Genomic DNA, 12428 nt, shown 5'->3' on the forward strand with positions numbered 1-12428 from the left:
GAAGTGCTGCACTGTCGATCGGGAGTAGTGCACTGTCGATCGGGAGTAGTGCACTATCGATCGGGAGTAGTGCACGCTCGATCGGGAGTAGTGCACTGTCGATCGGGTCAGAGGCGGCCACGGATGGGGGTGCGCTCGGCGGGGTCTCCGTCCTCCGGCATCTGCATCTCGGCCCGCACCCCGAGCAGCCGGATCTCGCGGCCCGGGTCCAGCCGCTCGACGAGGGCGAGTGCCGCGGCGACGACGGCCTCCCGCTCGGAGGTGGGCGCGGGCAGCTTCCTCGCCTTGCTCTGGGTGAAGAACGGCGCGTAGCGGACCTTGAGGGTCACCCGAGTCACCGGTCGGCCCTCGGCCACCGTGTCCTGGAAGGCCTGCTCGGCGAGCAGCCGGACCGCCTCGAGCACCTGGTCGCGCCTGGTGAGGTTCTGCTGGTAGGTCGTCTCTCGGCTGTGTCCCCGCGCGACCCAGGGTGTGTCGTCGACGGTGGTCGAGCCGATCCCCTTGCCGAGCTGGCCGTACCAGAGGCCCATCCGCGGGCCGAACTCGCCGACGAGCGTTTCCTGCGACACGGCGGCAAGCTCGTGCACGGTCGTGATGTCGAGAGCGGCCAGCCGCTTGGAGACCTTCGACCCGACCCCCCAAAGGTCGATCGTCGGGCGGTCCCCCATCACCGCGAGCCAGTTCGCCCGGGTCAGCCGGAACACACCTCGCGGCTTTCCGAAGCCCGTCGCGATCTTCGCGCGGATCTTGTTGTCGCCGATGCCGACCGAGCAGTGCAGGTCGGTCGCCTGCAGAACCGCGGCCTGCACGTGCCGGGCGAAGGCCTCCGGGTCGGCCGTCTCGACGCCGAGGAACGCCTCGTCCCACCCCAGCACCTCCACCACGACCTCGAGTCGACGCAGGGTCGCCATGACCCCGTCGGACGCCTCGTTGTAGGCGGCGGCGTCCACGGGCAGCAGGACGGCCCCAGGCACCTTGCGCGCCGCGAGCCGCAGCGGCATCCCCGAGGTGGCGCCATACTCGCGCGCTTCGTAGCTCGCGGTCGCCACGACCGCCCGCTCGGTCGGGTCGCCGCGGCCGCCGACGATGACCGGGCGGCCGGCCAGCTCGGGTCGTCGCAACACCTCCACCGCAGCGATGAACTGGTCGAGGTCGACATGCAGCACCCAAGGGGCGGCAGCGGCATCCATACCCAGCATTGTCGCCGCCCCGCGCGTGACGACCCCGCTCACCGGCGCTCGCTCCCGCTCGACGACGAGCCCCCGGTTCTCGGCAACGTGCATCGATGAGGCCCCGGCAGGAGGGTCTTGCCCTGCCGCTCAGTCCGTATGTCGCTCAGTGGCGGTCGCGCTGCGCGGCCTGGTCCTGCTCGTAGGCCGCGACCATGATGCCTCGGAAGATGAGCAGGGCCGTGACGGCTGTCAAGCCGTAGGCGAGCACCGTCAGAGGGATCGGGGCAGACCCGTCCTTGGTCACCTGAGTGCGGACGATGTGCAGGAACCCACTGACGATGCCGGTGATCGCGGCGGCGACGAACCAGACATGGGTCATGCGCGTGTACGTGTGGGCCACGGGTGCACTGTGGCACACGATGCCCCGCGTCGGCGGGAGGTCGTGCGCCACAACAGCATTCGCCACGAGTCAGGACAGCTGCAGTCTGTCGATCTCGGCGAAGTAGGCGTCGGCGAGTCGCGCGAAGGACTGGGCCGTGAGCCGGATCGAGTCGCCTGCCTGCAGGCCCAGGACGCTGCGCCCAGCGCCCGAGGTGGCCGCGGCGTCGGGGAGCATCTCGCCCTCCCCGTCCACGAGTGAGGCGCGCAGCGCCGACACCTCGACCGCGACGGGGCCCGCGGGTCGCGAGTCGGGCAGTCGACCGGAGAAGTATGCGTCGAGCACGATGACGAGGTTGTTGAAGTAGTCGCCCTCGAGCGACTCGAGCATCGGTTCCAAGCCGCCACCGGCCTCGACGTCGACCCGGCTGACGACGTCGGCGAACTCCCGGAAGAAGGCGACCTGCGACTCGACGCGGGCCCGGCAGGCGTTGAGGTAGTCCTCGAGGTCTGTGGGATCCGGCACCCCTCCATCGTATCCAGCCAGCAGCGGCCTGCCCGACCAAGGCCGGGGCAGGCTACGAGCGACGCGACGCCCTCGCCGGACCGTGATCGCCTCGGAGCACGACATCCTCGACGGCACGCCTCTCGGTCAGGGCCTGACGCACTCATCGAGCAGGGCGGGACGGCGGCAGCGTGAGCGTGGCGCCGGTGCCGGTGCTCACCTGGGTGAGCAGGACGCCGACCTCGCCCCGGATCACCTGGTAGCGCGCAGCCGCTCGGGCCGGGTCGGTCGAGGTCTCGCCGACCGCCGCCGACACGAAGACCCGCAGGCTGAGGATGCGTGCCACGTAGCTAGGCCCGTCGGTGCCGGGTGGGACGCCGGCCGCGAGCAGACCGCCGAGATGTGAGTCGAGCGCGGTGAGGTCCCGGGCCGCAGCCCTCGGGTCCGAGGCCGTCGGCCTTGTGCTGGACGCACCGCCCGATGCGCCCGGGGTGGGGGGTCTCGTCCTCGGGTTGGTGCCCGCTGCAGTCACGAAGGCCCGGTCCAGCCCGCCGATGTCGCGCAGCACCGCCTGGGTCGCCTGCCGCGCAGCGGACTCGTCGAAGACGGCGGGAAGGCTCGGGTTCATCGGCAGCGCGGTACCCGTCGGCATGACCGTCACCGTGACCGTCTGCGGCGCCGTCGGGGTGACGCTCCCGGGTCCGGTCGAGCCGTCCGTCGGGTCGAACCCCGGCGGCAGCGAACCGGTGGCGCCGGGGCTCTGGTCCAGCTCGACCTGCGGACGGCTCGTGCAGCCCCCGAACGCGACGAGAGCGGTCGCCAGGAGCAGCCCTGCATGCCCGAGTCGCCTCACACCGCGAGCCCTCACAGGAGGTCACTGGGATCGTCAGGGACGTCAGCGGCATACGCCTCCAACAGCTGCAGCGGCACGACGTCGAGCGCACGCTCGTGAGTCGCGGCGAGCACGACCGGCGCGGCGACCCCGTCTCGCTGTGCCTGGAGCCAGCGGGCCGCGACGACGCACCACCGATCGCCGGCCCGCAGCCCCGGGAAGCTCCACTCGGGTCGTGGGGTGGACAGGTCGTTGCCGACCGACTCCTGGTGCGCGAGGAACTCGCGGCTGACGACGACGCAGATCGTGTGGCCCCCGACGTCCTCGGGACCAGCCGTGCAGCAGCCGTCCCGGTAGAAGCCCGTCATCGGGTCGGTCGAGCACTCCTCGAGCTCGCCGCCGAGGACGTTGCGCTGCCCGTGCTCCATGCGCTCAAACCTACGCGGTCGCCGCGCACAGGGTCGAGCCGCGTCGTCCCGGCCGGATGGGCTCAGTCGGACCCACCGAGGTCGACGTGCAGCGACTCGTAGACGAGGTCTCCACCCCTCTCACGGTGCCGCACGAGCCGACCGACCAGAGCGCCGACCTCGTTGCGGAAGACGGGCAGGTCCGCCATGGTCCCACCGTGCTCGAGGACGTTCAGGTAGGCGACGATCGCCTCGCGGTACTCCACGTGCTCGTTCGTCAGCCGGTCGACCGCCGAGGTGAGCCGCGGGTCGCAGGACCGGACGCTGTCGTGCAGGCCGCCGGGCGCCTCGGTCAGGTCGATGTGGTCAGCGAAGTCGTGGGACAGCTCGGCGAGCGCGGCCCGGACCCGCTCGCGCCACGCACCCCCGCGGGCCACCGGCGAGGCGAGGGCCGTGTCGACTGCAGCGACGGACTCGCGCAGCTCGGCCCGCTGCGCCCTGACCTTGTCGAGATACGCCGCGAATGACGAGTCCATGGGCACCTCCAGTGCTTCTCTCAATGCTGGAGGACGCGGGGCCGGTCGGCAAGCCGCCAAGGGCACCGATCGGCGGCTCGACTTCCCTGCCGCCGGTCGACAAGGTATTTTCGACGGTAGCAACCGTATTTAATGGAGGGCGTCGATGGACACATCCATCCCCGGGCTGAGCGAGCGCGACGGGCAGCGAGTCGACACGCTGCAGATCATCGTCAAGGAGGAGACGCCGTTCCTGCCCAAGGTGGCCTTCACCCTCATCACCCTCGCGTCCGTCGGTGGCGCGATCTTCACCGGCCTCGGCCTCGGGATCTCCGGCGGGGGTCTGCTCGTACGCTGGCTCTCCCTCTGGGCGGTCGCACTGGCCGGCGGCTTCCTCGCGTGGCGGCTGCTCTACCTGCGGCGGGCCGAGCAGGGCGTGGAACAGCGCCGTGTCGACAGCCTGAACGCCGACCTGCTCCAGCGAGCCGAGCGCGTCGGCCGTTGGGTCGCCCCCATCGTCCTGCTCGCCGCGGCCGGTCCCTTCGTCGTACCGGTCCTCGCGGGCGAACCAGCCCTGAAGTGGGCACTCGTCGGGGCGAGCGTGGCCCTGGGTGCGCTGCTGGCGCTGGGCGTGAGCCGGCTCGCGATGGCCTGGCCTGCGCTGGCCCTCGTCGCCGCGCTCATCGCCGGGTGGGCCTACACGGATGTCGGCCCCGACTGGGCTGCCGCCATCCGGGCGCTGCATCTGACCGCCTTCACCCTCTGGCTCGGCGGAGCCCTCTGGAACATCGCCGTAGCCATGCCCACGGGGCGCCGCCATCCCAATGTCGACGCAGTCCTCGCCGGAGCCCGGCAGTTGGACCGCTTCCGCTGGGTCGTGCGCTTCGTCCTCCCGACGATCATCGTGACCGGGTTGCTCATGGCCGGCGCGTTCCGCTCCCTGCCTCTGGACTGGTGGACGAGCTTCCCCGGCATCCTGATCCCACTCAAGGTGCTGGCGATCATCGCGCTCGTCGTCGTCTTCATCACGTGTCCCCTGTTCCGGCACTGCTCGCCGGTGCAGGGGGTGTGCAACATCGACGATCTCTCCGAACGGGGAGACCGCCGATGAGCAGTCGCGTCCTGCTGGACAACCGGAAGACTCCGTGCGCGGTCGGGATGATCCGCGCGGCCCAGCAGATACGCGACCTGGCCCCGGGGACGGTACTGGAGATCTGGAGTCGCGACCGTTTCGCGCCGATGGAGATCCCCCTGTGGGCCGAGCGGGACGGCCACCTCGCCGAGGACCGGGGCCGGGCCGGGACGTGGCCGTTCCGCTACTTCGTCTTCGAGGTCACCAAGCGGGAGCCTCGGCGCTCGGTCGCGTGACCGGAGGGGTGGAGCGCGCGTGCCGTCCTCGCGTGCTGCGATCACCGTGCCGTCATCACGGTGTCGTCATCACGGTGTCGTCGATGACGTCGGCGGCGGCCCGCCCGACGGAGGGAGCGTAACCGTCGGGCCGGACCGCGCGACAGGTCGCGGGACATGGCTGTACGGGGACCCGTCGTCACCAGGGTGGGTGACCAACCACGCCCCGACGACGATGACGAAGACGACGAACGCCACGCCGGCCCGACCACCGCGCCAACCTCGCATCATGGAAGGCCTTCCTGGGGCCCGTCGCCACCTCGTTGTCATGCCCTGCTTCCGTGCCAAGACGGTAGACGGCGAGTCTGGGAGCACTGGGGGTGCCACCTGCCGATCCGCTGTGAAGACTCACCGCCCGGGTACCCTGCCGCCCTCGGTCCCGGGGCCGATGGGCACAATTGGGGCAGTACAGCACGGACCCGTCGTACCACCCACGAGAGGAAGACACGATGAAGCTGCGCACGATCCCGCTCCGACTCGCGACCGGCGCCTACATCCTGCACACCGGCCTGAGCAAGCGCACGGCCACCGAGGAGACCGCGGTCGGCCTGCACGGCATGGCCGCCGGTGCCTACCCGCTCGTCAAGGACGTGCCGCCGCAACAGTTCGTCAAAGCGCTGTCCGTCGGCGAGATGGCCGTGGGCGCGGCACTGCTGGCCCCGTTCGTCCCTCGCGGTCTCGCGGGGCTCCTGCTGGCCGGGTTCGGCGGTGGCCTCGTGGGGATGTACGCCCGGACCCCGGCGCTGCGCCAGCCGAACAGCATCTGGCCGAGCCAGCAGGGCACCGCCATCTCCAAGGACAGCTGGCTGCTCGCCATCGGTCTGAGCCTGCTCCTCGATGCGGTGACCGACCGCGACTGACGCGTCAGCCCTCCTCGGGAGGCCACGGCACGACGGGGCCGAGCAGCGCGTTCGCCCACGCACCGTGCACCGACTCGTCGTCGCTCGGGTGGAAGATGCCGGCGAGTACGTCGCGGTAGAGACGGGACAGCTCGCTCGAGCTGAAGTACGAGGATCCGCCCGAGACCCGGATGCACTGCTCGACGACGCGCAGTGCCGTCTCGGTGGCCCGTGACTTGACCGCCGAGAGCTGCGGCATCCACAGTGGGCCGCGGTCGGCGAGGGTGTCGACGTCGCGGGCGATCAGCTCGACCTGCGGGTAGATCCCGTCGAGCGCCATCGCGGCATCGGCGAGGCGCCAGCGGATGTCGGGGTCGTTCGAATAGGGAGCACCGTTGTTCTTCAGGGAGGTTCGCCGCGTGACCGTCTCGGTCGCGACGTCGATGGCCCGCTTGGCGATGCCGGTGTAGATCGAGGCGAGGAGCACCTCGAAGTTGGCGAAGATCCCGAAGACGAACGGGTCCATCGTCGGGCCGGGCGGGAGCCGGCGGACGACCCGGTCAGCGGGTGCGTGCGCCTGTTCGAGGACGGTCGTGCACGACTGGCTGGCTCGCATCCCGAGGGTGTCCCAGTCGTCCTTGACGGCAACGCCCGGGTCGTCACGGCGGACGAACCCGTATACGGAATGGGGTCCGTCGTCACCGGACGTGTCGGTGCCGAACGTCCCGAGCCGGGTCCACGCCGGGGAGAGGGAGGTGAAGATCTTCGTCCCGGTGAAGCGGTAGCCGCCCGCGCCGTCGGGGTCGGCCCGGCTGGACGAGCCGAACAGGACCAGGTCGTTGCCCGCCTCGGAGATCCCGAACCCGAGGATCTCCCCCGCGGCCGCCTCTTCGAGGGCGAAGTCCATCGACGAGTCTCCATGCGCACGAAGGGTGTTCGCCACGCCGACCCAGACGTGGTGCATGTTGACGGCGAGTGCCGTGGCCGGGGCGGCCCCGGCCAGACGCATCTGCTCGAGCGTCAGCTGCGCGAGGGTGAGGCCGGCGCCGCCGAGCTCGGCGGGGACCATCGCGGTGAGGTAGCCGACCGCGCGCAGCTCGGCGAGGTCCTCGTCGAAGAAGCCGTTCTCGCGGTCGATCCGGGCGGCACGCCCGCGGATCCGTTCGAGCAGGTCGTCCTCGAGGTATGCCGTTGGGCTGGCTTGCGTCGTCATCACTTCTCCTGGTGGGGCCGGCTCTTGGCTGCCGCGCCTCTACTCAAACACACGGGCGACGAACGACGACAGCGCACGGCTCACACTTTCCCGCCCGGGCCCCCTTGTCCGTGCCGCAACCGGGCGCACGCCCAACGCCCCCGTCACAGGCGCGCGACGACCGCGTCGAACATCTCCCTGGTCAGCTTGCCGGTGAAAGTGTTCTGCTGGCTCACGTGATAGCTGCCGAGCAGCCGCACCGGCCGGCCTGCCGGAGTCAGCAAGGTCGTCTCGGCGCCGTGACCGAACTTCGGCTTCGGCTTCGGCACCTGCCAGCCCAGCCGCCGTGCGGCGCGCAAGGTCGCGTCCCAGCCGATCAACCCGAGTGCCAGCATCGAGCGCAGGTGAGGCTCTGCGAGCTCAAGATCTCGGTCGAGCCAGTGGCTGCAGATGCGCTTCTCCTCGGTGGTCGGTTTGTTCGCCGGCGGCGCACACCGGACCGGCGCGGTGATCCGCAGCCCGGTGAGGACCAGACCGTCGCCGCTCGCCACCGCCGTGGGCAGCGAGGCGAACCCGGCGCGATGCAGGGCGGCGAACAGCCAGTCGCCAGAACGGTCCCCGGTGAACATCCTCCCGGTCCGGTTGGCGCCGTTGGCCGCCGGTGCGAGCCCGATGACGAGAACGGACGCTTCGGGGTCACCGAAGGACGGGACCGGACGGCCCCAGTACGGCTGGTCCGCGAAGGACGCTCGACGCTGCCGGGTCGCCACGGTCTCGCGCCACGCGACGAGCCGTGGGCACGCGCGGCACACGCTGATCCGCGCGTCGAGCTCCGGCATGTCGCCAACCTCCTCAGCGAGGCGGCTTACCTCCTGCTCGGTGTCGGCCACCGGGGTGTCCGGGGTCGCGGGATCACCGGGCCAGCCCGTTCCCGGTGGCACCGGCGAGGCGAACTGCTGGCCGGTCAGCGGATGCGGGTCCATTTCACCACCGTACTGACCGACTCCCCAGCCCCATCGAGCGTGCAGTTCTCGTCATCGAGGGTGCAGTTCTCGTCATCGAGGGTGCAGTTCTCGTCATCGAGGGTGCACTTCCCCCAGGCGACGCTCGGCTGGCACGCAGCCGCCGCCCTGGCGCACAACGTCGCTCAGCCGAGGCGCGCGAGGTCCCGCACACAGAACTGGTGATGAGCCCACTCCTCGTCGAGCAGGACCTGCAGGCAACCGAGGACTGTCTCGTCGCTGGGGTCTGATGGCCAGCCCGGCTCACTCGTGCGAGCGCCTGGCTCTTCGAGCGCCTCGTCCGTGGCCTCGAACAGATAGGCGAGGATCTCGGTCGCCTGAGCCGCGCGGACCACGCGGACCTCTTCCAGCGTGGGGTGGGCCTCTGGATCGAGCCCCATCTCGTGTTGGTTCTTGACGAAGTGGGGCGCGAGTCCGATTGGGTGATATGGCTTCTCGACTCCCAACACGCCACGCCGGAACCAGGCATCGGTGACGAAGACGAGGTGACGCAGCGTCTCGACAGCAGACCACTCGCCGTCGACCCGGCGGTTCTGGTCGCGGACCGGGAGAGCGGCGATCCGGTCGGTCGTCGCCGCCCACAGGTCCGTCAGCGCCTCCCATCCCTTGCGCAGGCTCACGAGATCCGCCGAGCGGATCAGCAGGCGCTCGGGGTGGCGCCGGTCGAGCTCGGCCTCGACGAACTGCATCACCTCGACCCCGTTGACACGCAGGTTGCTGATCAGCCCCTCGACCTCTACGTCGTGGGCCACGACCCCGACGAAACGCGCATCGTTGAGCGTCACCTCACGGAACTCCGCCGTCGTCAGGTCCACGTCGACGAAGCGGGCACCACGAAGATCGTCGGCCTCGAATACTCGTCCCATACCTTCGATCGTAGAACCAGGGCAATCCGGTCGTATCGTCGGAGGGCGCGCACCCGACAGGAGATCAGGTGCCCAGGAAGAGACGCCGCCACCAGGACCGTCTCGTGGGGCGCGATGCAGGTGCCGGCTCGGCGAGCGGGGGCCGCACCTGCGATGCCCGCAGCTCGCGCCACCGACGCACCATGTCGTCGACATCGAGCGTCTTGGCGAGCAGCGGCGGTAGGTTGCCCACCGCCGGGCGCAACCGGTCCGCAAGGACACGGGTGTTGTAGTCCTCGATGATCTCCCGGACGTGCTCCTCACGTGTCACGTCGGCGAGTGAGCCGGGGTAGCCGGCGGCCTCCTTGCGCAGGGCGAGGGCACCCGGAAGGGCACCGCCGAGGTCGAGGTGCTCGCGCGCGGCATACCGCTTGACCCACCAGTCCGGGTCGTTCGCGTCATGCAGGTCGAGCGGCTTGCCGGCACCAGGCAGGTTGTCGAAGTCACCACGTTCCTGTGCCTCACGGATCGCCCGCTCGACGGGGCTCTCCCAGCGCGGTTGCCGGCCCATGCAGCCACGGTATGCCGCTCAACGGGCTCCGCGCGAAAAGGAGCCCGGCCTGCGCTAGGTCCGGGCTCCAACGACGGTTCACGTACCACAACGGGCCAACCGCCTAAGTCTCATCACTACAGTGTTACGGCGGTGGCGTCTGATACGCGGGATGCCACGCCGACCGCTCGACGGGGATGTTGCCCGCTCGACAGGTGTGGACTGGGGACACTGGGGGACGGGTCAGGGCAGCGCCACCCGGACGGTGTCGTAGGTCGCGGCGTCGGCGGCGATCACCAGCCCCCGGGCCGGCCTCAGCCGGGGCTGGTACGCCACCCCGTCCGGGGTACCGGACACCCCGCCCGCCTCGCGGAGAATGAGGGTTCCCGGCACGTGGTCCCACGGGGCGGCCCGGTGGTAGACGATGTAGTCCGCCTCGCCCTCGACGAGCTTCGGGTAGTCGATCCCGCACGACACCCAGGTCAGGCGCAGCGCGGGCAGCCCACCGAACGACGCGCCGATCCACGCGCGCCGCGACGTGCGCCCGTCGAGCGGCGCAACCGCCGCCTCCCTCCGGAGCCGCCGCGAGCCGCACCACGCCCCGGCACCCCGCTCGGCGACATACCCCAGCTCGTGCTGCGGCTGCCAGATCCAGGCTCGAACCGTCTGACCTCGAACGGTCTCCGAGACCATGACGGCGTGGTCACGCGAACCGTGGACGAAGTTCTTGGTCCCGTCGACCGGGTCGACCGTGAACGCGTGCTCCGCCGCAAGGTAGCGGTCCATGAGGCCCGCGTCGGCCGAGTGCGCCTCCTCACCGAGGACGACCGCGTCGGGATAGGCGCCGAGCAGCGCCGCCGTGATGAGCTTCTCGGCCTCGCGGTCCGCGTCGGTGACGAGGTCACCGGGGTTCTTCTCGTGGACCTCGTCCTCGGCGAGCGCCCGGAACCTCGGGTTGATCGCCACCTCGGAGACATCCCTGAGCAGCTGTAGCACGGCATCGGTGTCCACGCCCCCAAACTAGGGGATCACCTCCGCGGCCGGGCGCCTGGCCGGACAACGCGGCCCCCAGGTCGATGTTGCGCGAACGAGCGTCATGCGCAACATTGGGACATTTCCGGCAGCAACCCTCGTATCGTCCAGAGCGGGACAGCGCGCCGGGGAGGGCGGAGACGGGAACCGGATGGACTCCGGGGCCCGTTTCCGCACACCCGTGCTCAGGCGTGTCGGACGCAGTGGCCCCCGCACAAGAGCCGCCGGGACGAACGTGGGTTCGTGTGACCCCGCCCGGGTGGCGGTGCGGGACCCGACCAGCCCGCACGGCGGCATACCATCCGTTCACCAAGGTGCGCTGCACGAGGACCACGAGGGGATCCGTGCCCCTGCCCACGATGTGGGAAAGCCCTTGCGGATCAAGGAAATTCTGATCCGTCACGGACCCTGCGAAAGCGCACACGTGACCCGCTCCGAGCAGGCACAATGAGAACAGGGCGGCGCCGCGTACCCCTCCCCCGCGGTGCCGCTCCGCCCGTCTCGCGCCCAGTGGGTGGACGCACGCCCGCCTGGCTCAGCCTGCGGGCCCCAGCCAGGCGGCGAGTCGGTCGCTGTGACAAGGTGGCGGTATGCGGTCCTACTGCGCGATCTACGTCGATGCCGGGTACCTGCTGGCCTCCGCCGCGACGCGCGTGACGGGGACCTCGCTCCGGGGGGGTGTCGTCATTGCCTACCGCGAGCTCATCGAGGCCATGATCGACCAGGTCGAGCAGGACAGCGGCCTACCGCTTCTGCGCGTCAACTGGTACGACGCCGGCGGCGGGCAGGGCGGGGCCCCCGATGCCTGGCAGGACCAGATCGGCATGCTACCCCGGCTCAAGCTGCGCCTCGGGCGGATGTCGCCCGGCGGAGAGCAGAAGGGCGTCGACCTGCGGATCGGCCTCGACCTGGCGACCCACGGTCGCAACCGCGTCGCCGACGTCATCTACCTCGTCTCGGGGGACGACGACCTGACCGAGGCCGTCGAGGAGGCTCAAGGGCACGGCGTGCAGGTCATGCTCCTGGCCGCACCCGATCGGCACGGCCGACCGCACGCCGTCTCGCGCAACCTCCAGCGCGAGGCCGACGGCACGGCCCTGATCGACCCCGTCATCATCGACCGCTTCGTCAAGCCCCGCCCCAAGCCCGCACCGGCCCCGCTGGAGCAGCCGGAGGAGACCGTCGAGCGAGCCTCGGTCCCCACCCCGGCGGCCCTGGCCGCCAGCCGACCTTGGAACACCCCGATCCCACCGGTCCGCACCGGCGACCAGGCTGCCGCCCTCCACGCCAACCACACGCCGCACTCCCCACCCCGTGTCGTCTACTCGAGCACGACGGGACGCGCCTCGGTCGGCGACGCCAGCCTGCCACCGGAGATCGAGAAGCTGGTCGACGAGGTCGTCCACGGCGTGGTCGCGACGTGGAAGAGCACCGTGACCGATGCTGAGCTGCGAGCGGTGCGATCGGAGCGGCCGTACATCCCACGGGACCTCGACCGGACCATGCTGCTCGACATGTCCGCCCGGCTCGGAATGTATGACGTCGACGAGCGCACCCGACTCGCGTTGCGGGAGCGTTTCTGGCTGGTGCTCGGCCCCAGCTCAGCCGCCCAGACGCCGGCCGCCCAGTAGGTGTGTGCGACCCGGTGGGTGTGTGCGACCCGCTGACCGGCATAGGCTCGGGCAGGCACCTGCGTTGACCCGAGGAGCGACCATGACCTCCCAGCCCCGCC

The 12428-nt window shown here is 70.6% G+C and carries 15 protein-coding genes; 4 read left to right on the forward strand and 11 right to left on the reverse strand.

Annotation, left to right across the window (positions count from 1 at the left end; all coding sequences use genetic code 11):
• Nucleotides 1-107: 107 nt before the first annotated feature.
• From L0H79_RS15970 to L0H79_RS15995, 6 genes are all read right to left on the reverse strand, one after another.
• On the reverse strand, nt 108-1190 hold the full coding sequence (locus L0H79_RS15970; protein ID WP_301485639.1) for a DNA polymerase IV: 1083 nt from the start codon (nt 1188-1190) through the stop codon (nt 108-110).
• A 145-nt stretch (nt 1191-1335) separates the two neighbouring features.
• Nucleotides 1336-1572 (reverse strand): hypothetical protein, encoded by a 237-nt coding sequence (locus L0H79_RS15975; protein ID WP_301485625.1) that lies wholly within the window; start codon nt 1570-1572, stop codon nt 1336-1338.
• Nucleotides 1573-1641: 69 nt separating this feature from the next.
• Entirely contained in the window at nt 1642-2076 is a 435-nt protein-coding gene (locus L0H79_RS15980) for a hypothetical protein (RefSeq protein ID WP_301485626.1), read from the reverse strand.
• 142 nt (nt 2077-2218) lie between these two features.
• The gene (locus L0H79_RS15985; RefSeq protein WP_301485627.1) at nt 2219-2908 is read right to left on the reverse strand and encodes a hypothetical protein; all 690 of its coding nucleotides are present in this window, start codon (nt 2906-2908) and stop codon (nt 2219-2221) included.
• Between the two features lie 11 nt (nt 2909-2919).
• Nucleotides 2920-3315, reverse strand: coding sequence for a DUF2237 family protein (locus L0H79_RS15990; protein ID WP_301485628.1), 396 nt, complete (start codon nt 3313-3315; stop codon nt 2920-2922).
• 62 nt (nt 3316-3377) lie between these two features.
• Complete coding sequence (locus tag L0H79_RS15995; RefSeq protein ID WP_301485629.1) at nt 3378-3830, reverse strand: hypothetical protein; 453 nt, start codon at nt 3828-3830, stop codon at nt 3378-3380.
• A 145-nt stretch (nt 3831-3975) separates the two neighbouring features.
• Here L0H79_RS15995 and L0H79_RS16000 point away from each other — a divergent pair, with 145 nt between their 5' ends.
• The 3 genes from L0H79_RS16000 (at nt 3976) to L0H79_RS16010 (ending at nt 6076) form a co-directional block, all read left to right on the forward strand.
• Nucleotides 3976-4920 (forward strand): hypothetical protein, encoded by a 945-nt coding sequence (locus tag L0H79_RS16000; protein ID WP_301485630.1) that lies wholly within the window; start codon nt 3976-3978, stop codon nt 4918-4920.
• The gene (locus L0H79_RS16005; RefSeq protein ID WP_301485631.1) at nt 4917-5177 is read left to right on the forward strand and encodes a sulfurtransferase TusA family protein; all 261 of its coding nucleotides are present in this window, start codon (nt 4917-4919) and stop codon (nt 5175-5177) included. The genes L0H79_RS16000 and L0H79_RS16005 overlap by 4 nt, the downstream gene beginning before the upstream one ends.
• Before the next feature lie 488 nt (nt 5178-5665).
• Nucleotides 5666-6076, forward strand: a complete 411-nt coding sequence (locus tag L0H79_RS16010) for a hypothetical protein (RefSeq protein WP_301485632.1) — start codon at nt 5666-5668, stop codon at nt 6074-6076.
• A 4-nt stretch (nt 6077-6080) separates the two neighbouring features.
• Here L0H79_RS16010 and L0H79_RS16015 read toward each other — a convergent pair whose 3' ends face one another.
• The 5 genes from L0H79_RS16015 to L0H79_RS16035 all read right to left on the reverse strand — a co-directional run bounded on the left by L0H79_RS16015 (nt 6081) and on the right by L0H79_RS16035 (nt 10675).
• The gene (locus L0H79_RS16015) at nt 6081-7268 is read right to left on the reverse strand and encodes an acyl-CoA dehydrogenase family protein (RefSeq protein WP_301485633.1); all 1188 of its coding nucleotides are present in this window, start codon (nt 7266-7268) and stop codon (nt 6081-6083) included.
• Between the two features lie 143 nt (nt 7269-7411).
• A complete protein-coding gene (locus tag L0H79_RS16020; protein WP_301485634.1) occupies nt 7412-8230 on the reverse strand; it encodes a uracil-DNA glycosylase in 819 nt (272 codons plus the stop codon).
• A gap of 164 nt (nt 8231-8394) precedes the next feature.
• Complete coding sequence (locus tag L0H79_RS16025) at nt 8395-9135, reverse strand: DinB family protein (protein WP_301485635.1); 741 nt, start codon at nt 9133-9135, stop codon at nt 8395-8397.
• 64 nt (nt 9136-9199) lie between these two features.
• Nucleotides 9200-9685, reverse strand: a complete 486-nt coding sequence (locus L0H79_RS16030) for a DUF1992 domain-containing protein (RefSeq protein ID WP_301485636.1) — start codon at nt 9683-9685, stop codon at nt 9200-9202.
• A 222-nt stretch (nt 9686-9907) separates the two neighbouring features.
• Nucleotides 9908-10675 (reverse strand): inositol monophosphatase, encoded by a 768-nt coding sequence (locus L0H79_RS16035; RefSeq protein ID WP_301485637.1) that lies wholly within the window; start codon nt 10673-10675, stop codon nt 9908-9910.
• A gap of 611 nt (nt 10676-11286) precedes the next feature.
• On the opposite strand from L0H79_RS16035, the gene L0H79_RS16040 reads away from it, so the two are divergent.
• Complete coding sequence (locus L0H79_RS16040) at nt 11287-12327, forward strand: NYN domain-containing protein (protein ID WP_301485638.1); 1041 nt, start codon at nt 11287-11289, stop codon at nt 12325-12327.
• Nucleotides 12328-12428 lie beyond the last annotated feature (101 nt).

The organism is Intrasporangium sp., from assembly GCF_030452765.1.
GTDB lineage: Bacteria > Actinomycetota > Actinomycetes > Actinomycetales > Dermatophilaceae > Intrasporangium_A.